Annotated in this window: 25 protein-coding genes, 1 other RNA gene and 1 pseudogene; 14 read left to right on the top strand and 13 right to left on the bottom strand. The window is 35.6% G+C overall.

The window, feature by feature from the left end; genetic code table 11:
• Nucleotides 1-30 precede the first annotated feature (30 nt).
• Nucleotides 31-666 carry a LysE family translocator gene (locus JNUCC52_RS12140; RefSeq protein WP_173478782.1) on the top strand — a complete coding sequence of 212 codons (636 nt, stop codon included), beginning with the start codon at nucleotides 31-33 and terminating at the stop codon, nucleotides 664-666.
• A gap of 568 nt (nucleotides 667-1,234) precedes the next feature.
• On the opposite strand, the gene JNUCC52_RS12135 is transcribed toward JNUCC52_RS12140, so the two are convergent.
• Nucleotides 1,235-2,041: an SDR family NAD(P)-dependent oxidoreductase gene (locus JNUCC52_RS12135; RefSeq protein WP_173478781.1), complete on the bottom strand. Its 807-nt coding sequence runs from the start codon at nucleotides 2,039-2,041 to the stop codon at nucleotides 1,235-1,237.
• A gap of 649 nt (nucleotides 2,042-2,690) precedes the next feature.
• Nucleotides 2,691-4,004 (bottom strand): short-chain fatty acid transporter, encoded by a 1,314-nt coding sequence (locus JNUCC52_RS12130; protein ID WP_337980056.1) that lies wholly within the window; start codon nucleotides 4,002-4,004, stop codon nucleotides 2,691-2,693.
• Nucleotides 4,005-4,310: 306 nt separating this feature from the next.
• On the opposite strand from JNUCC52_RS12130, the gene JNUCC52_RS12125 reads away from it, so the two are divergent.
• From JNUCC52_RS12125 to JNUCC52_RS12105, 5 genes are all read left to right on the top strand, one after another.
• The gene (locus JNUCC52_RS12125) at nucleotides 4,311-5,192 is read left to right on the top strand and encodes a LysR family transcriptional regulator (RefSeq protein ID WP_337980055.1); all 882 of its coding nucleotides are present in this window, start codon (nucleotides 4,311-4,313) and stop codon (nucleotides 5,190-5,192) included.
• A gap of 117 nt (nucleotides 5,193-5,309) precedes the next feature.
• The gene (locus JNUCC52_RS12120) at nucleotides 5,310-6,020 is read left to right on the top strand and encodes a CoA transferase subunit A (protein WP_173478778.1); all 711 of its coding nucleotides are present in this window, start codon (nucleotides 5,310-5,312) and stop codon (nucleotides 6,018-6,020) included.
• The gene (locus JNUCC52_RS12115; RefSeq protein ID WP_337982220.1) at nucleotides 6,020-6,661 is read left to right on the top strand and encodes a 3-oxoacid CoA-transferase subunit B; all 642 of its coding nucleotides are present in this window, start codon (nucleotides 6,020-6,022) and stop codon (nucleotides 6,659-6,661) included. The genes JNUCC52_RS12120 and JNUCC52_RS12115 overlap by 1 nt, the downstream gene beginning before the upstream one ends.
• Nucleotides 6,662-6,738: 77 nt before the next feature.
• Complete coding sequence (locus JNUCC52_RS12110) at nucleotides 6,739-7,353, top strand: kinase (RefSeq protein WP_337982219.1); 615 nt, start codon at nucleotides 6,739-6,741, stop codon at nucleotides 7,351-7,353.
• A gap of 70 nt (nucleotides 7,354-7,423) precedes the next feature.
• Nucleotides 7,424-7,831: a VOC family protein gene (locus JNUCC52_RS12105; RefSeq protein WP_337980054.1), complete on the top strand. Its 408-nt coding sequence runs from the start codon at nucleotides 7,424-7,426 to the stop codon at nucleotides 7,829-7,831.
• A gap of 239 nt (nucleotides 7,832-8,070) precedes the next feature.
• On the opposite strand, the gene JNUCC52_RS12100 is transcribed toward JNUCC52_RS12105, so the two are convergent.
• From JNUCC52_RS12100 to JNUCC52_RS12080, 5 genes are all read right to left on the bottom strand, one after another.
• Nucleotides 8,071-8,526 carry a hypothetical protein gene (locus JNUCC52_RS12100; protein ID WP_337980053.1) on the bottom strand — a complete coding sequence of 152 codons (456 nt, stop codon included), beginning with the start codon at nucleotides 8,524-8,526 and terminating at the stop codon, nucleotides 8,071-8,073.
• 443 nt (nucleotides 8,527-8,969) lie between these two features.
• Nucleotides 8,970-9,410: a hypothetical protein gene (locus tag JNUCC52_RS12095; RefSeq protein WP_337980052.1), complete on the bottom strand. Its 441-nt coding sequence runs from the start codon at nucleotides 9,408-9,410 to the stop codon at nucleotides 8,970-8,972.
• Nucleotides 9,411-9,506: 96 nt separating this feature from the next.
• Entirely contained in the window at nucleotides 9,507-9,770 is a 264-nt protein-coding gene (locus tag JNUCC52_RS12090) for a hypothetical protein (RefSeq protein WP_173478775.1), read from the bottom strand.
• Between the two features lie 306 nt (nucleotides 9,771-10,076).
• Nucleotides 10,077-10,667, bottom strand: coding sequence for a YbhB/YbcL family Raf kinase inhibitor-like protein (locus JNUCC52_RS12085; protein WP_337980051.1), 591 nt, complete (start codon nucleotides 10,665-10,667; stop codon nucleotides 10,077-10,079).
• 85 nt (nucleotides 10,668-10,752) lie between these two features.
• Entirely contained in the window at nucleotides 10,753-11,052 is a 300-nt protein-coding gene (locus JNUCC52_RS12080; protein ID WP_217270281.1) for a winged helix-turn-helix transcriptional regulator, read from the bottom strand.
• Nucleotides 11,053-11,275: 223 nt separating this feature from the next.
• On the opposite strand from JNUCC52_RS12080, the gene JNUCC52_RS12075 reads away from it, so the two are divergent.
• The 5 genes and pseudogenes from JNUCC52_RS12075 to JNUCC52_RS12055 form a co-directional block, all read left to right on the top strand.
• Nucleotides 11,276-11,833, top strand: coding sequence for a hypothetical protein (locus JNUCC52_RS12075; protein ID WP_337980050.1), 558 nt, complete (start codon nucleotides 11,276-11,278; stop codon nucleotides 11,831-11,833).
• Between the two features lie 111 nt (nucleotides 11,834-11,944).
• Nucleotides 11,945-12,421, top strand: coding sequence for a hypothetical protein (locus JNUCC52_RS12070; RefSeq protein ID WP_228134349.1), 477 nt, complete (start codon nucleotides 11,945-11,947; stop codon nucleotides 12,419-12,421).
• Nucleotides 12,422-12,514: 93 nt separating this feature from the next.
• Nucleotides 12,515-13,093 (top strand): TetR/AcrR family transcriptional regulator, encoded by a 579-nt coding sequence (locus tag JNUCC52_RS12065; protein WP_173478773.1) that lies wholly within the window; start codon nucleotides 12,515-12,517, stop codon nucleotides 13,091-13,093.
• A gap of 72 nt (nucleotides 13,094-13,165) precedes the next feature.
• Nucleotides 13,166-14,587 (top strand): MDR family MFS transporter, encoded by a 1,422-nt coding sequence (locus JNUCC52_RS12060; protein WP_173478772.1) that lies wholly within the window; start codon nucleotides 13,166-13,168, stop codon nucleotides 14,585-14,587.
• 247 nt (nucleotides 14,588-14,834) lie between these two features.
• Nucleotides 14,835-14,968 (top strand): annotated as a pseudogene (locus JNUCC52_RS12055) (MFS transporter); the annotation flags it as partial.
• 238 nt (nucleotides 14,969-15,206) lie between these two features.
• Here the strand turns inward: JNUCC52_RS12055 and JNUCC52_RS12050 are convergent.
• From JNUCC52_RS12050 to ssrS, 3 genes are all read right to left on the bottom strand, one after another.
• Nucleotides 15,207-16,001: an SDR family NAD(P)-dependent oxidoreductase gene (locus JNUCC52_RS12050; RefSeq protein ID WP_337980049.1), complete on the bottom strand. Its 795-nt coding sequence runs from the start codon at nucleotides 15,999-16,001 to the stop codon at nucleotides 15,207-15,209.
• A 41-nt stretch (nucleotides 16,002-16,042) separates the two neighbouring features.
• Nucleotides 16,043-17,062 carry a helix-turn-helix domain-containing protein gene (locus JNUCC52_RS12045; protein ID WP_337980048.1) on the bottom strand — a complete coding sequence of 340 codons (1,020 nt, stop codon included), beginning with the start codon at nucleotides 17,060-17,062 and terminating at the stop codon, nucleotides 16,043-16,045.
• 370 nt (nucleotides 17,063-17,432) lie between these two features.
• Nucleotides 17,433-17,625, bottom strand: a non-coding RNA gene (gene ssrS / locus JNUCC52_RS12040) — 6S RNA.
• Nucleotides 17,626-17,868: 243 nt separating this feature from the next.
• Here ssrS and JNUCC52_RS12035 point away from each other — a divergent pair.
• Nucleotides 17,869-18,207 carry a zinc ribbon domain-containing protein YjdM gene (locus tag JNUCC52_RS12035; protein WP_139859955.1) on the top strand — a complete coding sequence of 113 codons (339 nt, stop codon included), beginning with the start codon at nucleotides 17,869-17,871 and terminating at the stop codon, nucleotides 18,205-18,207.
• Between the two features lie 49 nt (nucleotides 18,208-18,256).
• On the opposite strand, the gene JNUCC52_RS12030 is transcribed toward JNUCC52_RS12035, so the two are convergent.
• Together JNUCC52_RS12030 and JNUCC52_RS12025 are read right to left on the bottom strand one after the other, a co-directional pair.
• Nucleotides 18,257-18,763 (bottom strand): zf-HC2 domain-containing protein, encoded by a 507-nt coding sequence (locus JNUCC52_RS12030; RefSeq protein WP_337980047.1) that lies wholly within the window; start codon nucleotides 18,761-18,763, stop codon nucleotides 18,257-18,259.
• Nucleotides 18,764-18,858: 95 nt separating this feature from the next.
• Nucleotides 18,859-19,500 (bottom strand): YfbR-like 5'-deoxynucleotidase, encoded by a 642-nt coding sequence (locus JNUCC52_RS12025; protein ID WP_173478770.1) that lies wholly within the window; start codon nucleotides 19,498-19,500, stop codon nucleotides 18,859-18,861.
• A 171-nt stretch (nucleotides 19,501-19,671) separates the two neighbouring features.
• Between JNUCC52_RS12025 and JNUCC52_RS12020 the strand changes: the two genes are divergently transcribed.
• Complete coding sequence (locus tag JNUCC52_RS12020; RefSeq protein WP_337980046.1) at nucleotides 19,672-20,112, top strand: DUF2269 family protein; 441 nt, start codon at nucleotides 19,672-19,674, stop codon at nucleotides 20,110-20,112.
• A gap of 156 nt (nucleotides 20,113-20,268) precedes the next feature.
• On the opposite strand, the gene JNUCC52_RS12015 is transcribed toward JNUCC52_RS12020, so the two are convergent.
• Nucleotides 20,269-23,289, bottom strand: coding sequence for an ATP-binding protein (locus JNUCC52_RS12015; protein WP_337980045.1), 3,021 nt, complete (start codon nucleotides 23,287-23,289; stop codon nucleotides 20,269-20,271).
• A gap of 286 nt (nucleotides 23,290-23,575) precedes the next feature.
• On the opposite strand from JNUCC52_RS12015, the gene JNUCC52_RS12010 reads away from it, so the two are divergent.
• On the top strand, nucleotides 23,576-24,592 hold the full coding sequence (locus JNUCC52_RS12010; RefSeq protein ID WP_139859477.1) for a GGDEF domain-containing protein: 1,017 nt from the start codon (nucleotides 23,576-23,578) through the stop codon (nucleotides 24,590-24,592).
• Nucleotides 24,593-24,599 lie beyond the last annotated feature (7 nt).

Genomic DNA, 24,599 nt, shown 5'->3' with positions numbered 1-24,599 from the left:
ATAATTTTCAGACGGATAGGAGGGAGTAGCATGGAAAATTTTCCGATGTTTTTATTGATGTGTATTTTATTAATAATTTTACCTGGACCTGATACTGCTATTGCAACAAAAAATACTTTAACAGTTAATAAAAAGGGTGGGTTACAAACAATACTTGGCTCATGTTGCGGTTTATTAATTCATACACTAGCAGCGGTTATTGGACTCTCTGCAATTATTGTAAAGTCAGCCTATATATTTGCTATTTTAAAATACGTAGGAGCGGTGTATTTATGCTATTTAGGTGTAAAAACATTATGGACTTTAAAGACCATTCGCACGCAGTCTCCAGTCGTAAATGATGACACTCAAATTGATAATAAATATGGGCATCAATCATGCTTTAAGCAAGGTTTCTTAACGAATGTTACAAATCCAAAGGTAGCCGTATTTTTTTTAACGTTCTTACCGCAATTTGTAGATGGCTCAAACAGCACATTTTTCCCATTTCTACTAATGGGGCTTATTTATACCGCCTTGACTGCACTATGGTTCATCTTCTATGTATATTTATTAGATAAAATTAGTACTTTTATGAAAAAACCTATGACAAAGGCAGTAATCGAAGGCCTAACAGGAACGGTTCTAATTGGCTTTGGCATTAAATTAGCATTAGAAAAAGCATAGGTGCTAGCATAGGTGTCAGGCACTCAAACAATTTCCTATGCATTCTAAAACTACAAAGGGAAAATCCACGAAGACTCCTGCGGGAACGCACGCATAGTAAGCCGCAACAAACCGCACGACAGCGAGGGTTGCGGCCTACAACGTGCCCGCGGAAAGCGAAGTGGATTATTGATTTAGGAGCCAGTATTATGCTAGGTATTTTTGCAATGTGTCAGGCACTCAAACAATTTTCTATGCATTCTAAAACTACAAAGGGAAAATCCACGAAGACTCCTGCAGGAACGCACGCATAGTAAGACGCAACAAACCGCGCGACAGCGAGGGTTGCGGCTTACGATGTGCCCTCGGAAAGCGAAGTGGATTTTTACGCTTTAAGAAGCTGATATGATGTTAGGTGCATACCTATGCGATTGTCAGCCACTCAAACAATTTATTAAAAAAAGGCTGTAGACAATTCCAAATTTCTTTGGAGTTTATCTACAGCCAGAGATACCGAAAATATAAGCCTCGGAATCTCAACACATTTTACACTGATCGTAAGTTCAACTTCAATCAGGTCAAAAGGTTATTATTTTTGTTGGTTTGCAGCCCAAACATTTGTATCTGCAATTGTTGGGTTAGCAATATAATGGCCACCTTCAATTTGAAGAGTTTGACCAGTCATGAATTTAGATTCATCAGAAGCTAAGTACACTACTGCGTAACCGATATCATCTGCTTCACCATTGTATGGTAGGGCATTGTATTTTGTGAAAATTTCTAGTAATTCTTTTGGTAAACTGTTTTTAGCAGCAGGAGTTAAAATTAATCCTGGAGCGATAGCGTTACAACGGATTTTATCTTTACCGTATTGAGTAGCAATGTATTTAGTTAAGTGAACTACGCCAGCTTTAGTTGTACCGTAAGCTGTACGGATTTGGTCACTTGCAAATCCACCCATAGAAGCAGTGTTAATGATAGAACCACCACCAGCTTTTTGCATATGTGGAATAGCGAAACGGCTACCTAGTAATACTGATTTTAAGTTGATGTTAACTAGACGATCGAACTCTTCTAAATCCATATTCACAACATCTAAATCTTTTTGTAAGTTTGTTGAACCAACATTGTTAAATAATACTGTTAAAGAACCGAATTTCTCAACAGTGAATTCTACTGCTGCTTTGATTGAATCAGCATCACCAGCATCTAAAAATACTGCAGCTGCTTCATAACCTTCTTTTACTAATACATCAGCAATTTCTTTTGCACCGTCAAGATTATAGTCAGCAATAACAACTTTAGCTCCTTCTTTAGCTAATAAAGTTGCTGCAGATAAACCGATACCTGACGCTCCGCCAGTAACAAGTGCTACTTTATTTTCAACACGTTTCATAATAAAATTCCTCCTAGTGTGAGTGATAAACTGAGTATTGACAGTTAAACACAAATCATACTCATTACTACTTCATTTAATTGACAATAGATAGTTTACCACTAAACTAAAAAGATTTGAAATAAAAAGCATAGTTTGTTGTCACTTTTTTCGCTTATGTAGTTGGGCTAGAATTAGAATAAAGACTAGCACAAGTGTTGTTTTAACGTTAGATTCCACATATGTATTGATGTATAGAAATTTATTTAATAGTTACTTAGAATTCGTAAAAATAAGCTTTTTTAATCGTTCCTCCATAATTTTTTTCTTTTCTAGACGGTCTTTTTTAATTTGAAACATTCTTTTTAAAAAGAATCCCCCTAAAATAATGGCACAAAAAATAATGAAATAAATTAGCATCCGCAAAATCCCTTTTAATATTATTTAATAGAACATTGGCGACCAGAGTTATAGCTACTATCTCCTAACTTTTATAAAATCGCGACAAAATACTTATGTATTTATAGTATGCTAAAGCCTCAAAAACGCCCAACTAGTCAAATATATCGACATTTGCGGAAATTTACCATTACTTAGTCTTTGAAATAAACAAAAAACCCCACAAGAACGTTAAAAACGTTCAATATGAGGTTCTAAAAGGCTATCTTTATTAGAAGAAGTATAACCCAATACTGATGATAACTCCTGTAAAGAGAAGGATAAATAAACAGAAGCCCATAATATCCTTTGCTTTTAAGCCAGCAATTGCAAGAGCAGGTAGAGCCCAAAATGGTTGAATCATATTCGTCCAAGCATCTCCCCAAGCAATAGCCATAGCAGTTTTAGCATAATCAGCGCCTAATTTAGTTGCTGCATCCAACATAATTGGTGCTTGAACTGTCCATTGGCCACCACCAGATGGCACAAAAAAGTTTACAAGGCCTGCAGAGTAAAATGTAAATAAATAGAATGTATGGCCATTAGAGATGTTAACAAACCACTCAGAAAATACAGCAGCTAAGCCAGAAGCGGTCATCATCCCCATAATTCCAGCGTAAAATGGAAATTGAAAAACAATACCTGTCGTAGTTTTAATAGCATCTTGCGCTGCCGCTAGAAAGCGTTGCGGTGTGCCGTGGAAAATGATACCGAGCACAATGAAAATAGTATTTACAACATTTAAATCTAATACAAATCCTTTCGTTATGAAATGATGTATTAAATAAATAACACCAATAAGTCCGATTAAGATTGTTAAGACATAACTACGCTCTGAACGACTTGCAAAATGGTTATCTGCCTTAGGTAGCTCTATTTTTTCCTCTTTTAATAAAGATGGTTCAACTTCAACTACATCTTCTTCTTTTGGCATCATCCAACGATTAAAAAATGGAAGTGTTAGTATGATGACGATTACAATAAATAGATTATACGATGAGAAAAGTGTAACGTTTGTTGGTATAACACCCATAATATTTGCAAATGGATGTCCATCTGTTGCAATAGATAGTGGTACTGAGCCTGCTAAACCACCGTGCCATATAACAAATCCTGAATAAGCACTTGCGATTAGTAAACGATAGTCCACTTTTTTTACATGACGTGCAATTTCCTTTGCAAAAAGTGCGCCAATTACAAGCCCAAATCCCCAGTTAATCCAGCAAGCAATTAAAGAAACAAATGTCACTATAATAATTGCCATACTTGGGGTTTTAATTTTACTAGCAACGGACGATAAGCCTCTTTTAAAGACTGGACTATTCGCTAAAATATGACCAGCAGCTAAAACTATGACCATTTGCATTGTAAAAGCTAACAACCCCCAGAAGCCATCTCCCCAATAAGTAACCATATTTAATGGTGAGGAATCTGTTAACGTGACTCCCAATAACAACACAAGTACTGTGAGTATAGTGACAAATATGTATGGGTCAGGTAAATATTTTTCCATAATAGCATTTGATATTCGTGTTAACGTTTTCAATTAAGTAATCCCCTTTCTATTTCATCCATCCCTTATTTCTAATATTACATAGAGAACAAGGTAAATAAAGAGAAAAATGGAATTAATGACAGATAATGAAACGTTAAATAGAAATGAAAAAATATAATGTCCCTCAAGAATAATAGACATTAATATTATTTTATATATAAGAAAACCTTATCATTCTTGTATTTATAGGTATTTTACTTTCAAGGAAGGATTAAAAAAATATGAGGAGAATTTATAACTAATTAGTACTTTAATGAATTTTTCCATAACAAATTAGAATAAATAAGGAGTTTTCATATGGAGTTACGAGATTTAAAGGCGTTTATGGCAGTAGTAGAACATGGAAGTTTTACGAAAGCAGCAAGTGAAACCTTTGTATCACAGCCCTCATTAAGTAAGAGCATTAAAAAGTTAGAAGAGAATCTTCATGTTGAGTTATTAAATCGTTCTACAAGACATGTAGAGTTAACGGATGCTGGTAATATCGTTTATCAACAAGGTCAAAAAATTATGCGTTCTGTCCATGATTTGCACATATTGCTAGATGATTTATTAAACATCAAAACGGGATCTATTAAATTGGGTATCCCTCCGCTCATTGGCACTTTGTTTTTCCCTGAAATTGCACGTAAGTTTCATCACCAATATCCAAATGTTCATTTAGAGCTAGTCGAGCGTGGAGCAAAATTAGTTGGTACTTTAGTAGAAAGTGGAGAAGTAGATATGGGCATCGTAGTTTTACCGACTGACGAACGGAAATTTAATGTTCAATCTTTCGTTGAAGATCAATTTTTTGTTTTTATTAATGACCAACACCCATTAGCCAATCAAGAACAGATTTTATTGCAAGAGCTAAAAAATGAAACGTTCATTATTTTTACTGAGGAATTTTCATTGCATGATTATGTTATTAAATCATGCAAAGGTGCAGGCTTCACACCAATAATAGGGTATAAAAGTTCACAATGGGATTTAATTGTAGAGCTGGTGTCCTCGAATTTAGGCGTGACCCTTTTGCCATACTCTATTGCAGCAAAGCAAACGAATCGGAATGTGAAAATCATCCCATTAAAAAATTTTTATATGCCGTGGCGTCTCGGTGTAATTACGAAAAAAAATACATATCAATCTTATGCATTAAAACAATTATTAAAGACTATTCGAACGGAAAAAGAATAGTATCTGTCGATTTATGCAAAATGAGCATAAATACCATTCCAATTAATACCTTTACTTATAAAACAGGAATGAGGTAGAATTTTCTTTAATAAACGAGCAATTTTAGGGGGTTTCAATATGGTGGACGGGAAAGTATGGAATTCGTTTGAGGAAGCCGTTGCAGATATAAATGATGGCGCTACGTTAGCAGTAGGGGGTTTCGGTTTAAGTGGTATTCCAGAAAAGGCTATTGCTGCGTTACAACAAAAGGGAACAAAGGATTTAACCGTAATTAGTAATAACTGTGGTGTAGATAATTGGGGATTAGGATTATTACTAGCAAATAAACAAATAAAAAAAATGATCGCTTCCTATGTAGGGGAAAATAAAATATTTGAACAGCAATTTTTAAGTGGTGAGCTAGAAGTCGAACTTGCACCACAAGGAACATTAGCAGAGCGTTTGCGAGCAGGTGGAGCAGGTATTCCTGGCTTTTATACAGCTACTGGGGTTGGAACGCCAATTGCTGAAGGTAAAGAGGTCAAGGTTTTTGATGGTAAGGAATATATTTTAGAAGAAGGAATCGTTGCAGACTTTGCGCTTGTCAAAGCATGGAAGGCAGACAAGCTAGGCAATTTAATTTATCGAAAAACATCGCGTAATTTTAATCCGTTAGCAGCGATGTCAGGCAAAATTACAATTGCGGAAGTGGAAGAAATAGTAGAAGTGGGCGAACTGGATCCAGATCATATCCACACACCAGGTGTCTTTGTGCAACGTGTATTACTCGGGGAAAACTATGAAAAACGTATCGAACGTTTAACTGTTAAAAAGAAGGAGGAAGCATGATGGCGGATACAAGACATAAAATTGTAAATAGAGCTGTCCAGGAAATACAAAATGGCATGAATGTTAATTTAGGTATCGGTATTCCAACACTTATTGCCAATGCCATTCCTGCTAATTATGAGGTGCTTTTACAATCCGAAAATGGACTTCTTGGAATCGGCCCATATCCAGAGGAAAGTGCGGTAGATGCTGACCTCATCAATGCTGGCAAAGAAACAGTGACAGCTGTGCCAGGCGCATCTTTTTTTGATAGTGCTGAATCCTTTGCCATGATTCGTGGCGGGCATATTGATCTTGCTATTTTAGGTGGAATGGAAGTTTCCGAAACAGGTGATCTTGCCAATTGGATGATTCCAGGGAAAATGGTAAAGGGCATGGGGGGCGCCATGGATCTTGTTGTCGGTGCGAAAAGAGTCGTCGTTGTGATGGAGCATGTGAATAAAAATGGGGAGTCAAAAATTAAAAAGCAGTGTGAGTTACCGTTAACAGGCAAAGGTGTTGTGCACAGATTAATAACGGATTTAGCTGTTTTTGATTTTACTGCTACAGGAATGCAGCTAATAGAATTAGCAGAAGGTGTAACATTGGAGGAAGTAAAGGCGAAAACTGCTGCTTCATTTGATGTTGCGTTATCCCAATAATTTAAAAAAGACCAGTTTACTTTATTTAGAAGTAGACTGGTTATTTTAATTTTAGGAGCGTGAGATAATTGCTTAGGATGTCTCAGGTAACAACGGAAGTAATAAAACGATTTAACAGTCTAAATCGAGGACAAAGGCCGCTTATTGTTGCCATTGACGGATTAGGTGGGGCAGGGAAAACAACTGTTGTAAAGGAACTAGTGAGCGCGCTGGAAAATGAATATATCATCAATGTGCTCCATATCGATGATTACATTGTAGAAAGTGTAAAACGTTACAATACTGGCAATGAAGAATGGTTTGAATATTATTATTTACAATGGGATATAGAGTTAATAAAAAAGTGCCTTTTAAAAATACATAATAATCAACAAGAATTAACACTGCCTTTTTATAATCGGGCAACGAATACAGTGATAAATAGTAAAAGACTATTTGTACCAAATAGTATTCTTTTAATAGAAGGCGTCTTTCTTCAGCGTAATGAGTGGAGGGAATTTTATGACTACACGATATTTTTAGAATGTCCAAGACATGTTAGGGAAGAAAGAGTTTTAAAGCGTGATTCATATATAGGGGATGTATCAGCAATAAGGGAGAAGTATGAGAAAAGATATTGGGTTGCGGAAGATTATTATTTAACAAAGGAACAGCCATTACAAAAAGCAGATTTAATATGGCACGTGGAATAGAACTCAGACTATTGACCGTTCTCCTCTCAAGTTTTCCCATTATATAATCGTCCTAGAAGGAGAGATGGCGATGAAAGAACAATGGGCAAAGGAAGTTGTACAAGTACGCGTTGCAAGACCGACTCATCAATTATCGGCAATAGAAAGGTTTTATTGTGAAGGTGTCGGTTTAGAAAAGATTGGTTCGTTTACAGGGCATCGAGGCTACAATGGAATGATGATTGGTCTGCCGAATGCCAATTACCATTTAGAATTTACTGAGCACATTGAAGGAAGCCCATGTCCTGCACCGACAAAGGATAATCTTCTTGTGCTTTACATGCCAAACATTGAAGCAATCCAGCGCATTGTGCAACGACTAGAGCAGATGGGTTATCCAGAAGTGGAGCCAGAAAATCTTTATTGGGCAGAAAAAGGTGTAACGATTGAAGATCCAGATGGCTGGCGTATTGTATTAATGAATACTGAGGGTATATAAGGGGTTCGTGCCAGGCACTCAAACAATTAACTAGTTGATGGTAGCGGAGGCGGCGACTCCTGCGGGAACGCACAGTAAGTAAGACGCAACAAACCGCGCGTTAGCGAGGGTTGCGGCTTACGATGTGCCCGCGGAAAGCGTCCGCTGTAGCGGACATCAACGTTGAGAGCAAAAAAGTGTTAGATTGATCGTAGTCAATCTAACACTTTTTCTCCTTTGTCCCAATATCTTTTGATGTGTTAATCGCCTAAAGCTGGGTTTTCTTTATATTCAGTGGCAATGGATTCTATATTTAATTGTGAATAGTCGGCCCAATTGACGGTTCTAAAATCTTCTTCGTCAAAATAAATGCTTAATACTTTCGTCATTTCTTCATTACTATTAGCGCCAGTCAATGGGGCAAACCAAATAATCGAAGGTGTTTTCACACTTTTTAGCTTCGACAGCTCGGCAAATATTTTACCAGAATCTTTCAGCATCTGATTTTTCGAGCCTTCTCGTACATCTGTATCATGAATCGATATAGTAACAATTCCTTTTGTTTCTTCTACAGTGAATTTATTTTTAACCACTGCCCCTACAATATCTTTTACAGATGTGTCTTGATCGACTGCGACTTCCTTCGGTTCTGCATTTTTGCCACAGGCTGATAGTAATAATGTGAATAGTACTAAGAAATAAAGTAGTTTTTTCATAATGATTACCTCCCTTGTTACTCCATATATGTTCAAATTGCTGATGAATTATACAAAGTTAAAGGAGTCGAAACTATTTTTTCTAATCGATATGTAGAAAATCATTTCTACCCGTTACGGTTTACCCAAAGTTATTGGGTGATGAATAATATTAGAAAAACTAAACACATTGTGAGACCTGTGTACAAGCATTGATAAAATGCTTTTTTATCCGTTCCTTTATAATCAAACCCACGATTTAGTACTACCAGTCCAAAAATAAACATGATTATATTTAAATATTTTGGATTGAATCCAGCGGGAATGACAAGTGAAAACATCAAAATTATTAAAATGAAATGTATGTACTTTCTTATAGGATGGATAAATTTAATCTTGTTAAAAAGTTTCAAATATATCACTCCTTATAAAACAAATGATTTCGCATAAATAGATAGACAATATTATTTAACACGTATACTAAAAATGAAAGACGAACTTCCCTTGGCCCATCTACCTGAAACAGAGTAAATATAGATGCCTTCTTCTTTAGGTGCAGTAAAAGCATCATCTTCTACTGTTACTAGTGGACTCTCGCTATTGTTCAACAAGTACGCTACTTCTAGTTCATCAATGGGTGGTTTAGTAAACTTGATCTTTATTTCGCTATTAGGGGATACAGGTAGGGGCGTAATTTTTTTGTTTTCAAGGAGCTCTGGTGGTGAAATTTTATCAACACACCCTGTTCCCGCAATCCTTTTCCAACAATATGATCCTTGTACAAGTGTTATTTTTGTCCCTTCTACCGTTACAATTGGCTTAGGAGGACCAGAAGTAAGTAAAATGGCCAGTATGCCCAATATGACAATAAATAAAATACTCATTATTATCTTTGCATTTTTCATAACCAATCCTCCGATACAATCGTACTTAAATAAAAATAATATCAACCGAAAACAAAGGATGTTGTTTCTAGTTGATATTATTTCATCAAGTTCTATTTATTTGCTTACGACATCAAGGCACCAAGAGAAGTTATCCCATGCTGAATACCAACCGTTGAAAACTTCTGATGAATCATCCCAACGCACTTCGAACTTTTTATGACCTTCGATATCTAGTAAATATAAAGCTAACGTATCATCCGCTTTAGAGACTGCTATTTTCATGCCGTTTTGAAGTTCTTCCTCAGTGAATGGTACATCCGAAACCGAACGTAGCTGCGCTTGTTCAAATACTTGTTTGTTAATAATTCTGTAATTCATAATAAACCTCCAATAAAACTTTCTTGAATTTTAAATTTTTATTTTACGTGCCAATAACAGGACTATAAAAGTATATCCTATATTCATTGAGTAAAGAAAACAAAATAATAATTAACTAGGCTTTTTTTTGTCTAAATTGTTGCTTATAGTGTATCAGTACTAGAACGAAGAAATCTAAAAACAATTTATTCTTAATCCAATGTTACAAGGAGGCAATAAAAAAGTCCAGAGGCTCACAAAATCGAGCAGTCCTGGACTTAATTTTTTTATAAAATTACTTTGATATAGCTTTAAAGGAATTACTACTTACTTTTTATTTGGATACGTGCCTTTTAAAGTGTATTCAGCTAAAACATGTCCATCCATTGCGTGATACAGTTCGTTCATAAAGAAGCCATTTTTTAAGTCGAGCGTAGTATCTAATGCGTAGACATGGATTTCATATGTATGCGGTTTATCAGGCGGAGCCATTCCTCCGTAAAAGCTTGAGAGCTCTGGGCTTTGGCTGCCTCCTTGAGGACTCATCCAACTATTGACGCCCTGGACAAAATCAGTCGCTGATTGGCTTTCATTTTCTTTTAACTCATCTTTTTGAATATTGGCTGCTGTCCAATGAATCCAAGAGAATCCTTGACTAACTGGGAAAGCGTCTTTGTCCTCAATTACTAATGCATACGATACAGTTTCTTTTGGGGCATTTTCGAACTTTAAAGGCAATGAATAAGTTGGCATACCATGCTCATTAAACGAATCGCCTAGTTGCCCGTATTGATCTTGAATAACGCCATCCACAATTCCAGAACTTGTTACGACAAAAGTCTTTTCATCTTTGCTACTGCATCCAGCTATTGCTAGCAGAGAAATAATGTATAGCATAAATAAATATTTTTTCTTCATGGTGATTACCTCCATATTGTATTGTTGAGGTCATAATAACATGGAGAAAAAATCGCCGACAATTACCCACTTTTTTGTTAGGGTACTACGTTTGTTGAAGTCCTAATATTTCATTTTCTTCGATATATTGAATACCTAATCGTTGCAAAATCTCTAATGATTTTAAAACTTCTTGTCCCTTTGTACTTAAACGATATTCTACTCGAAGCGGGTAAGTGGAAAGGTATTCTTCCTTATTTACTAACTGAAAATCCATTAGCTCTTTTAATTGTTGTAACAGCATTTTTTCAGTTATTCCTTTAATATCGCGTCTTAATTTTGATGGAGATGTAGGACCAAGCCGCAATCGCCAAATTATAATACATTTCCATTTGCCTTTAATCATGTCTTGAACTAGCTCCAACGGACAAGTATATTGTTGTCTTAATTTGATGATAATCTCCTCCTGCTCTAGTCTTTTTTCAGTTTTTTTATACCATAAACCGAAAAAACAGACAATTGAAATTAATTAGATGGTGAGCTACTACTTTCTATAGAAGGTAATTGTTTGAGCGTTGTTGAATAAGTTAATATATGTAAATAAATGAATTGGTGAGGGGTGTTAGGGATTGACTAAAAAAATCGTGTTGGGGATTATTCTAACAGCAATCATATGCTCACTAATCATAACCTACAAGCATCTTCAACAACCAACGGAAAAAGATGTACTGAATATAACGAAGAATTGGTCTGAAGCTGCAGAGGAAGCTTATTTTATCAAAGAAATTGATGAGCAATGGCTAACGATATTTCGAAATAGCCAATCTATAATGATTGCAGAGCTAAAACAAAATTGGCTTGGTACATGGATATTAAGCGAGGGTAGAACGCTATCCTCAACGTACTATCCTTCATTAAAGGACGATCAAATTACATGGAGTGCTTCAGGAAAGAGTAAAGACAATGCAAGTTATTATTTTGGAGAAGTAATAGATCCTGAAATTGTTAAAATAACGGTAGAGACGCAGAAAGGCACTTTTGAAAATGCGCTATTTATTGAGACTGAAGGACATCGGTTTTTCTTAAAAAGGACAGATGGATCGGTTTATTTGCCAGTTAACATTAGCGGCTATTCTAAATCTGGAGAATTAATTTTTTCATCAAAATCTCCTATTAAAAGAGAGTAGTCCAGCATAAAAGAGGCGATTGTTCCATGAGAGCAATCACGTCTTTTTTAATTTAAAAAATGAAACGAATTAACAAAATGAAAGTCAAATATAGAAAAAGGAGGTAAGGGTTTGAAAAAGTTATTTTTAATGATTGGCTTTTTTGCACTTTTAATTGCGGCTTGTTCGAAAGATGTAAGTAAAACTGACCTTGAAGTAGAAGACAATAAAGAAAGTTTCCCTCCATCTATGACAGGTTGGCTTCATGTTGATGGCAAAAAGTATGAAATGGAAGCGGGCGGTTTTCAATGGCAAAGAAAAAAGGGGTTAATAACTGAGACTGTTCAAACCGATCATGCCTCTCCAAATCAAGTAGCTGAAAATTTACCTGCACTTCAGTTAGAACCCAATACAATGATGCAAATTGAAATTGAAGAAAACCCAAAAATCATTGTTTATCTTTGGAATAAAGACGGTAGAGAGAAAGAAGTTTTATTAAATAACAATGAGATGGTGGCACCGACAAGCAAAGGTCGATATATATATGAGGTATTCGCTCGATGGTCAAACGGAGAGGTTTCCTACACATTTGTATTAGAAGTTAAATAATTTATTGCTCATTATTAAAATTGACAACATTCAAAAAGACAATTATTATTATGTAGACCGTTCGTTATAATTTTTTTAAGGGAGGTTCAGCCTATGTCTAGCAAAAATTCTTCTCGAGAGAAAATTTTAGAAGCAGCAACAGAGCTTTTTCATTTGAAGGGGTATCACGCTACAGGATTAAGCCAAATCATTCAAGAGAGTGGGGCTCCAAAAGGTTCTTTATATTATCATTTTCCTAATGGTAAGGAGCAATTAGCTTTTGAAGCGATTAATTTATCGGCAACAAGAATTGCAGCAGAGATAGAGCAAAATTTAGCAGCTTTCGATGATCCTACTCAGGCATTCCAATATCATATCGAGTTTATTTCTAGGATTTTTCAAGATGTAGAACCAATATCAAAATTAAAAAACGTTCCAATGGGTTTACTCGCAATGGAAACAGCATTTGTAAATGAGAATTTACGGCAGGCTTGTGAAGAAACCTTTGAAATATGGGGAAATCTTTACTTTGAGAAATTAAGAAGTAGTGGGTTTAGTGAAGAACGTGCTAACTTAATTAGCAAATCAATAAGTGCATTAATTGAAGGCGGCATTACGTTATGTATAACTAAAAAATCGGGTGAGCCTTTAATTCAAATTAACAAAATGATCCCTTTATTGCTTTCAAAGTAAAAAGGGGTTTTCATTTTAATGCTTATTATATAGACCGGTCTAATTAATGATAAAGAAAGAAGGAAGTATTTTATGGCTCCATCAATGCAAGTTGTGCCAGTACGAAAACCTAAAAGTATGGCTTTTGTACTTATGTTTGCCGCTTTTATAGGGCTGTTTAGTGAGACAGCTTTAAATATGGCACTGACAAATATTATGTCTGATTTCACTGTATCAGCGGGGACTGCACAGTGGCTTACTACGGGCTATTTATTAACGATAGGTATTTTAGTGCCTGTTTCATCTCTTCTTATTCAATGGTTTACAACAAAGCAGTTAGTTGTTGGATCATTAATTTTTTCGATTGTAGGAACGATTTTAGCCGCTTTAGCACCAAGCTTTCCAATCTTACTGCTAGGTCGTATCATTCAAGCGTTTGGAACAGGTATTATTTTACCGCTCATGATGAATGTAATTTTATTAATCTTTCCGATTCATAAACGTGGAGCGGTCATGGGGTTAATGGGGCTTGTTATTACGACAGCTCCTGCAATAGGGCCTACTTTAGCAGGTTTAATTGTGGACTCGTTAGATTGGTCTTATATTTTCTGGATTAGCCTTGTCTTTTATGCAGGATTAGTTGTAGCGGGGTTAAAACAAATCGATAATGTATCTACTATTACAAAACCAGCGATTGATATTGTTTCAATTCTATTATCGACACTTGGATTTGGTGGTTTCATTTACAGTTTAAGTACTATTGCAGAGAAATCCTTTGCTTCTGCAGGCGTATATATTCCATTTATTATTGGCTTAGTGGCAATTGCGTTATTTGTTATTCGTCAATTTAAAATGGAGCAGCCGATGATTAATTTACGGACATTTAAATATCCTATGTTTACATTAGGGACGGTATTGTTATTTAGCGGTATGCTTTTAATTTTATCTACAGCGATACTATTGCCAATGTATTTAAAAGGTGCCTTACTATTCAGTGCAACGGTAGCGGGCCTTATTCTTTTGCCTGGTAGTGCTATGAATGCTGTATTATCACCAGTTGTAGGGAAGATGTTCGATCAATTTGGTGCAAAGAAATTTTTACCTCTTGGCTTCCTTCTAACATTAATTGCAAGTTTGCTTTTTGTTTTTACGATTTCTGCACATACACCCGTTTGGCAAATTATTTTAGCGAATACAATATTCTTTATAGGGATTTCTATGATTATTATGCCTGCACAAACAAATGGTTTAAATCAGTTGCCGCGTGAATTATACGCAGACGGTGCAGCTGTTATGAGTACATTACAACAAATTGCAGGTGGGACAGGGACAGCATTGGCAATTACATTAATGGTCAGTGGACAAAACAAGCATTTCGAAAAATTCCAAAATGCTTCACCATTTGAATTAATGGCTGAAGGGACAAAGTATGCATTCTTCTTTATTGCAGCCCTTGCTCTTATTGGGCTTGTGTTATCTCTATTTGTTAATGGAAAGCGTGTAGAAAAAAATTAAGTATTGATGATATAAAATTATGTAGCCCTTTATGGTTGCGTAAATATACATGTAAAAATCCACTCAAATTTTGTGAGAACGCCGCAACTAGCAACAGTACGCTGGTTGTGGCTTTTTTTAGGGAAAGAAGTGGATTTTTACTATGTAGAGCATACAGAGTATAGATTATTGAACAGCCACTCTTACTACTTCAAGCACTTAAACGCTAGAATCCTTGTTATGAAAGTAATGTAAGAGTAGCTGCAGAGCGAGTGGTTCAATTGCTTCGCCGCAAATGTACGCACATTTCGGTTGGAGGGGGTTTCCTTGCTTGGGGCTTCAATCAGTGCCTTTGCTCTGCTTTTCAGGGCTTTAAGTATTCTTGTAAAGATTTCAAAATAACCTTTAATTGGACTAAGAGAGATCAAGTGATGCATGCCATTGAATTACTTGGGATAGAAGTTGTCCCTTGTGTACGAGAGGAAATGGCTAAATGGGAAGCTAATGATGAACGTGATAAATGAGGATTTAGTAACTGGAAATCTAATTTAAGTTTAATTTAATGAAATAAGACTAGCTGTTTTAGCTAGTCTTATTCTTCACAGATTCACGATAATGATGAGATTCATACTGTTGCATATTAAAAAATAGTCGGCACCATACCGCCATCCATACGAATGGGAGAACCTTTAAATGCAGATGCATACGGACTACATAAAAAAGTAGTCATTCTACCAATTTCAAATGGTTTGATAAATCGTTGTATTTCAGATTGCGGTAGATTGGTAGTCATAAAATCTTTTTCTTTTTCTGCAAATGTCATCTCTTCACTAGGATATAAGCCTTCGACTATTTGATGCACATTTTCAGAGAGTGTTGGTCCTGGCATAATTGCATTTACTGTAACCTCTGTTCCTATCGTTAATTTAGACAAGCTTTTAGACAACGATAATAACATGGATTTAGTCATACAATATTGAGGCATTTGTCCCGATGGCATAATTGCTTCTTCACTACCAATAAAGATAATGCGACCAAAACCATTCTTCAACATTTGAGGTAGATAAAATTTAGATAATCCATTTGCAGCAAGAACGTTTGTACGGAAATATTGTATCCATACTTCATCATCAACGTCTTCGTATTGCATCATTTCATAAATACCTAAATTGTTAACTAAAATATCAATGTTAGGATATTTTTCGAATAAAACTTCTCTTTGTTGAATATCTACAATATCTGCTGTAGCATTTTGCGGATTCGTGGACGGGTAATCTACCTTAATTTCATTTACAGTTCGTTCAACTTCTTCATTATTTCGTCCGTTAATTAGTACATTAACGCCTTCTTTAGCAAGCTCAATGGCAATTGCTTTACCTATACCTCTTGTTGATCCAGTAACTAAGGCTGTTTTATTGTTTAAACCCATATCCATATTAATTTCCCCATTTATCGTATTACGATTATTTAACAAAGCTAATTTATAGAGTCTGCTCCTAAATGTTCCATTCGCCATTTGGAAGGAGTATCTCCCTCCCAAGCACGGAAGGCTCGGTAGAACGAATTCTGGTCTTCATAGCCAATCAGGAATGCCACTTCTTTAATATCAAGAGAGGGGTCTGACAGATACTCTCGGGCTTGTTCATGTCGAACTTGCGATAACAAATGCTTAAAATTTGATCCTTCTTCCGTAAGCTTGCGTTGCAATGTACGTTCACTCATCCCTAACTCGCTTGCAATAGTATGAATATCAGGGCGTCCTCCTGATAGACTACGCTTTATAAACCACTTGACCATAGCTGTTATTGAGCGGTTGTTTTGTTGTTCACTCAACGACTGATCCAGTACTGGAGTTAGAATCTCCAGCAACTCAGCGTTGTAAGAGACAAATGGGTGGTCCAAATCTGCTCGGTGTATTGTTAGCTTGCTACAATTTGGGTTGAATTGAATAGGGCATCCAAAGTACGCTTCAAGTGTCTGTACGTCGCCCATTGAGTGAGGAAGTTCCACTAACTTTGCCTTTAACGGTTTCCCCGTTCCTTTACGTCCTAGTTCGAGTAGAAATGCTAGCGTAATACCAGTAAGTATTAAAGGACCAGGTTGCTCGGTATTTAGCCATTCAAGTTCAATGGTACAATTCTCGCCTTCTTCAGTGATATGTAGGCTTTCTGGTGGACACAGTTGTTTGTATCTTCCCATTCGTTTTAGTGCATCACGATAGTCACGAGCGTGGTATGCTGCTAAAACGGACGGGGGATAATGAGCTGTTTCAAAGCCAGTCGCAAGCTTAATAATTCCTTTGGCAGTGTCATCAATCAGCTCTGAATATGCCTGCCAAATAGCAAAATATTGAGCAATGGTAACAACTGGGTCAGCAATAATAGTGAGAGGTAGTTGTGCTTTACGAGCTACATCGGGAGCTGTCAGACCTAATTGTCGTATGCCATCCCAAAATCCTAATGGCATTTTAATACGATTAGTCATTTGTAATGTCATCCACATATACCTCCTTTTATTTATTGGTTGAAATTATGGTCTTCATCTTATTTTGTGTGAGGACAATATTTATAGTATCTCTCTTAAGACGTTATGTAACTAGCGCATAGTGACAAATCACTTGCGAACTACGCCAAATTCAAAAGATGACTGTGGAGGATGTTAAACATATAAAGGGGGAGTACTCTAAAGAGGGGATTATGAAGGACAGGGCTGTAATCGATTTAATAACAAAAAATAAAGAGAAAGAACCTGCTATTAATTGCATATGGACAAAATTTTTACACACTAGTAAAGCGCATAAAAAAAACTCACCCTCCAATAAATGAAGGGTGAGTCGATTTGAAGCCTTGAGGCTCTAATGTAAAATTTAAAAGCCGCGTATGCCGTAGTTATTATAGAAAGTTTTAAACCACCACTCCTCAAAGTGGGTGTTCGCAGAAGTTTTCCTGCTTATCCTCATGCACCTTGGTGTGAGGCCCGTCATTCCAACTCCAATAATAAAACTCCCTTTTACAGCTTAAAGGTTAAAACTTAATATTATACGAACAATGCAGCCTTTAAAGATATAATACGGCATGATAATCAAACTTGCAAGCAAGATGGTTTATAGAAAAAAGTCAATGGGCATGCGCTATAAATCATGAAATTTATACGTATAAAACGCTTGGATTATATGGAATGGCTTCATATATTTTTCACAAATACGAACGGAAAATGCGAACAACCTTTGCGAAATTAAAGTAACTGTGTAAAGATAGGAGCGTAATCATTTACTTAACGAAAATGAAAGGGAGGAAGCGGAAATGGCAGCATATCCAAATTGTCCGAAATGTAATTCTGAATACACATATGAGGATGGCACAAATTTTGTATGTCCAGAATGTGCGCATGAATGGAGCACTAGTGTAACAGAGCAAGAGTCAGAGGCACTTATTGTAAAAGATGCAAATGGTAACTTGTTAGCAGATGGTGATGCAGTAACAGTAATTAAAGATTTAAAAGTAAAGGGAAGCTCTTCAACGTTAAAAATGGGCACAAAGGTAAAAAGTATTCGCCTTGTTGAAGGAGACCACAATATTGATTGTAAAATTGATGGCTTCGGTGCAATGAAATTAAAATCAGAGTTCGTGAAAAAAGCCTAATAGCTGGAATGATAACAAGCATCTTTCATATGAGAGATGCTTTTACCATTTAAAACCTACGTAAAATAATTGCGAAGGCAGAGCCAAGCAAGGCAAAAATCGTATGTAATAGAGCGATATAGCTAGCGCCAATGATAAGTGCACTAATATCCATAAAGGAGAGACCTTGGATATAAAGCGGATTGCTAAAATTATTAATGATGGCCCAGACAAAAACAGGTACAGAACTTATTGCGAAGACTATCCAAATATTTTTATAAAATAAATAAGTAAGACAACCGAAAAGGGCATATAACGCGACAAAGCTTTTATGATCGCCAAGCAAGGATGAGTTGAGGGCAAACATAAAAGAAAGCACGATGAAAACGAGGTGGAAAAAGGTTAATGTGCTTTTCATTGATAAGTTTTGATTAGATGACAGCTTTGTTGCTGCCAACTGCTGACATTGCTTACATGTAGCTAAATGCTGTACCACAAATTCAGCTGTATCAGCTTGAAGACGTTTGGTTTTATATAAAGGTAGTAAATCTTCTACTATTGAACATTCATGTGACAAAATTTTCCCTCCTATCCCTCCTATTATACGACTTTTTTTAGGAAATAAAAAAAGCCTTCCGTCGATCAATTCATCGGAAAACTTGTACATGCACGTTATTTTTTTTGGTTTAAAATTTCATTCGTTAGCGTTTGAATATCAATATGTGTTTTTTCCTTAACAGCATCCTTCAATATTTCAGTACGGAAATACTCGACTGTTGCTGGAAGGGGAATCGCTAAAAGCTTCGCCAGCGCTGTTTGGTACATATAGACGAATTCCATATCCGTATTACCGCGCTTTAATTCTGCGAATGCTTCATAAAATTGATCCAGTTTATCTGCAAATTCAAGCAAACGTCCTTCAAGTGTTGCATCTTTACCCTCTTTCATTCGCTCGAAAAAGATGTCCTGGAACTCTTTAGGGATTTCATTAATAATGAATTTTTCCATCATTTTTTCTTCGACATGTGCGAGCATTTGTTTAAGCTCTGGGCTAGCGTGTTTAACGGGAGTTTTTATATCACCGATAAATACTTCAGCGAAATCATGATTGATGGTTTTTTCGTATAATGACTTCCAGTTAACTGTTGCGCCATTCATTTCTTCAAGTGTGGCAAAAAACATGGCATATTGTGAAACCTTCCAAGAATGGGCAGCTACATTATGCTCTTCAAATTTGAAGCGTCCTGGGCAACGAATAATACGTTCTAGATCATTGAGATTTGTAAAAAATTGATGAATTCCTATAAGAATCACTCCTTTTTGTTTTATAAGTGCATGTTACTATAATAAATACCCTCTTTGTGTAAATTTCAAACAATTTTACAATGATTCACGCTACGTTTACAAAGGATTCACAATTAGAATGAGAGAACAGAATGGGGAATGCTATAATTAGTAAGACTTATTAAAGGGAGAGTATGCATTATGATATCCATTTATACACTTCTACTATATATACATATTTTAAGTGCTGTCCTTTCGATTGGGCCATTGTTTGTAGTTTTAGCAATAGTAAAGAAAATGCGTACAGCTTCACATGAAGAAATGTCACCATATATCCAAGTATTTCAAGGTGCGATTACAATTGTTAAACATGCGGGACATGTTCTAGTTGCTTCTGGCATTTTATTAATGTGGCGTGGAGGATATCCATGGACAACTTCCTGGGTAGTTTTAACATTTCTCGTGATGGCGGGTTCTATCGTCTTTTTGGCGCGAGCATTTAAACCAACGATTCGAACTTTTAATACGCCAGCCTACAATCAGCAAAAATTTGCCTCATTGTTACAGAGAAAAGCATGGATGTATATTGTATTATTGCTCATTATGCTCTGGTTAATGGTAGCTAAGCCTGTAATTTGGTAATTTACGTATGTAATAATAATTGTGTGAGTGACTGGCACTCACACAAATAAGCCGCAACCATCGTTTACACGCCGATGGTTGCGGCTTATGTTTTGTGCTGTTCCCGCAAGAGCCTCTGGAAATTTTTCTAAGTTAAAATTGTGTGAGTGCCTGACACTATTTAGGGATGTGGAAGGTGATTGTTGTGCCTTTATTTGGTGTACTTTCAATTTGCAATCTTTGTCCATAAATTCTTTTAAGGCGTAGGTCCGTATTGCGTAGGCCAATGCCTCTACTTGTTGTGTTAGTATCAGAAAGCAATTGTGTTAATGTGCTAGCTTCTATACCGATACCGTCATCAATAACACTTATTTCTACGTAGTCCGAAAACTCCTTGATTCGAATGCAAACAGTTCCGCCATCCTTTTGTTTTAATACGCCATGACGTAAAGCATTTTCTACTAATGTTTGCAATGAAATGGGTGGTATTTCTATTTGAATATGTTCATCGATATCCCAATCAATTTGTAATAAATCCCCAAACCGTTGCTGCTCGATATAAAGATACGAGCGGACGAGTTCTAGTTCATCACGAAGCGGTACAACCCGTTGTAAATTCCTTACATCAAAACTTGCATGTAGATACTTGCCAAAATGGTGCATTAAGTCAATCATTCGATTTGGATCAATAGTGCTAAGCGAGGCAATTGTATTAAGCGTATTGTATAAAAAATGAGGCTGTATTTGTGCCTGAAGCCAAGCTGTTTCCAAATGTAGCCGTTGAGTAATGCTATATTTTAAATCGATTAAAGCGCGACTCCGAACTTTTAGTTCCAGTGCATTAATAGGCTTTGTAACATAATCATTTGTACCGTGAGCAAATCCAGTGTAAACGTCCTCGGGATTACTTCGAGCAGTTAACAATAATATTGGTAGCTCTAGTAAGGAATAATGCTGACGAATATTTTCGATTAAAGCATATCCAGAGAGATAAGGAAGCATAGCATCAATAATAATTAAATCCCACCTATGCATAGGTAACAATTCCAGCACCTTTTCGCTACTTGTAACGGTTGTAATGTCATATTCTGTAGGGGAAAATAAACTTCGCATCATTGTTAAATTAACAGGATCATCATCAACCATTAAAATTTTAAACTGTTTTTCAGAAGGAGTGGCTTCAAAGTTTGAAGAACTTGCTGATAAAAATGCCTTGTCTTGTTGTCCATCATTCATTTGTTCCTCTATTTCCATCTCCTCGGCAATTGGTATAGTGAAAAATAAATCAAAGCCTTTATTTGGACTGGAATAGATACGTAATGACCCTCCATGTAAATCAATTAGTTGCTTAGATACAAGTAAACTTAGATGCATTCTATCATTATCTGCCATCTTTTGATCAGATGAAAATAGATGATTTTGAAGTATCATATCCTTTTTATCTAATCCAGAGCCTGTATCTTTAATATGAATAACAGCCATATTTTTCTCAATAGTAGCGTCAATTTCTATTAAATCAGCGTTTGTATATTTAATTGCGCTGTGTAGAAGATTGAAAAGGATTTGAATTAATCTTTTTTCATCTGCTAGTACACGCGGGAAATTTCGGGCAATGGTAGACGTCATTTGAATTTGTTTACCAGCTGAGATAAATCGTAGCATATCAAAAATACCTGAAACAATTCCTTGTATACGAACATTTTTCTTATGAAGATGTAAATTCCCTTCTTTTAAGCGTGTATAATCCAATATGTCATTTAACGTAAATGACATACTACGTCCAATATCTATTAAATATTTTAAATTTTGTTTATCTTCTTTGACAAAACTATTGTCTGGATTATCATAAATTGATTGACCTAAGGTAATCATTTTATTCATAGGATCCCATAATTTTTGTGCATTGCTTAATAAAAATTCATCTTTTAATTCCCCGTCTCTTTGCAATTGGGCAACTAACAAATTAATTTGTTGTTTGTTTTCATAAAAACGTTTAAACCAATATCCTGAAAAGCCAAGTGCAATCATTAAATAATCGAATGGATAAAACGGAATAGTTAAAACAAAATACATTTTTATAAGGCCCCATATAATACCGTTTGTTGTGCCAATGGCTGTAAACGCAATAAAAGCCGAACTTTCCTGATTTCCTATGTATTCCTTCAAGGCAAGTGTTAAGACATATAAAAAGGAGACAATATAGAGCATAAAGAACATTAGGTTAGCTGTACTTAGCATATGAATAGGTAATACTAAAATGAGAAGTGCTCCTAATGTATATAGCATTGTGAACAATCGAAAATATTTTGCATGTTGATATTGAACTAACAAGATTCGAATAAATTGCACAAAGAAAAATGAAGCACCGAGATAAATAATATTAGAAAGCTTTATTGACCATACATAATCTAAGTGTAACCAATCTAAAATTGACCGATCATTTGTAATCAGTTCATCAGCTAAAGGTAGAAGAAAGCCTACTGTGAACAGCAATACTATTTTTTTGCGATAAATAAAGAGAAAGACAAGAATGCTAAATAAGGCAAACAAAATGAGTAACATTGAGATCGCTACTAATGCTAATTCCGTAATGAGTTGATAGTGCGTCATCGCTGCTGCTGAGCTAAAGGAAAGTCGTTTAGTAATAAGTGCATTCGATGGTGTATCAAAATTAGATACATGTAAAATGACATCAATTTCAGGCTGCTCTTCTGTAAAAAATACAGTATATGGAACGGCCTGCCCTTTATGCGTGCTAGCATCTGTTGAGACTTCACCTGATTGTCCTACAAGTTTGCCGTTAATATACAATGCCGAGGCAGTTGAGATTGCAGGAACTTGTATTGCATATCGGTAATCTGACAGACCATTATCATTTAACAAAATTTTTAAACGATAAGTGCCAAAGTGCTGTGTCTTTGCTGGCGAAGCTTGCATAGGAACAGTTCTAAACGTTTGTTCTAAATGCGTGGAGCTAGTTGGATCTAACAATACTTCAGGATAATACATCCATTCACCATTCATTTGAAAAACTTCATCCTCTGATAAAGATTGATGGCGCATATCTAAAATACCAGCTTGTGCAGTTGGTTGGTCATTAGAAGGCATAAAATATACTAGCCAAAGGATGCGGAAAATAGTAAGGGCGATAAATATTAAAGTAATAATTAGTAAATGTTTGACGATGGTTTTTTTCAACGCTACATAGAGCCTCCTGTAAGTATAATAATTTATTGTATTGCTTTACCATGCCATGGATTGAAGAAAAAGAAAACGTACTTTTCTATAAAAGAAAACTTTATGTAACTAATAAGAAATTTTTTAGTTCTTTTTGAGTAATTAACTTTTTCATAAACAGGTTAAAACTATTAGTTGTTAAGTATTTTTTAAGAGGTATGACGTATGATGTTAAAATAAAAACTTTTATATTGAAATCGTATATAGCTTTTGCAAAATATCATCTCAATGGGAGAAATGATCTATTGTGGAGAAACTTAAGTTAAAATTATCGTTTGTCATTATTAGTATGATGATTATTATTGTACTCGTTACATCTAGTATTAGTATTTGGATTAGTTATCAAAGTTTTAACGAAATGCTTGTACAATCTAAATCTGTCGTGCAGGAAGAGTATATAACAGAAGTTTCGGATATAGATGTAAATTATGTACAAGAAAATGCTGAAACAGAAACTTTTGCAAAGGAAAAGGTTAAACAAGCCGACAATCAGGTGCAAATGGAAAACGTTTTCTCTTTAAGTGTGTTCTTTAAAAAAGTGTTTTTGCCTTTATTAATAATGTTTGCAATCGTTTTCACATTGGTGTTGTGGCTAACTATGAAAATTACCCACCCTCTACAGGAAATTTCTGAAAGTGGACGCAAAGGTAATAAAATCAGCTCTTTACAATCCATAAATGACTGGTATGTAGAGGCGAGTAACTTGAAAAATACTATGTTAAAATCGCTAGCAGACTCACAAAATACAATTGACGAATTGACTGACCAGTTGAAATTAGATTCATTAACAGGTATTCCAAATCGTCGAAGTATGGATCATGTATTAAATAAATTAATTACAGAAAAAGTGCCGCATGCCATCATATTAATTGATTTAGATGATTTTAAAAATGTGAACGATACATACGGTCATACAGTGGGCGATGAAGTTTTAAAAGCATTTGCACATAAAATGAAAGAAAGTGTCCATGAGCAGGGGACTTGTTTTCGATATGGAGGCGAGGAGTTTATGGTTATTTTACCGCATACCGCAATCGAAGATGCTGTCACTTTAGCTGAAGACTTAAGGATTAAACAAGCATCAGCAGATAATCCTAGTGGACGCCCAGTTACTTTATCAGCAGGAGTAACAGTTTTTACTTCCACTTTTAGTAGCCCAAATCAGTTAATTGCTATTGCTGATCAAGCATTATATGAAGCAAAACAATCAGGGAGAAATTGTATACGTATAGTGGAGGATTTATCGATTGCTATTAACCATTGAACTAAAA

Source organism: Lysinibacillus sp. JNUCC-52 (assembly GCF_015999545.1).
GTDB lineage: Bacteria > Bacillota > Bacilli > Bacillales_A > Planococcaceae > Lysinibacillus.
This window is presented reverse-complemented; position numbering and strand designations above follow the sequence as displayed.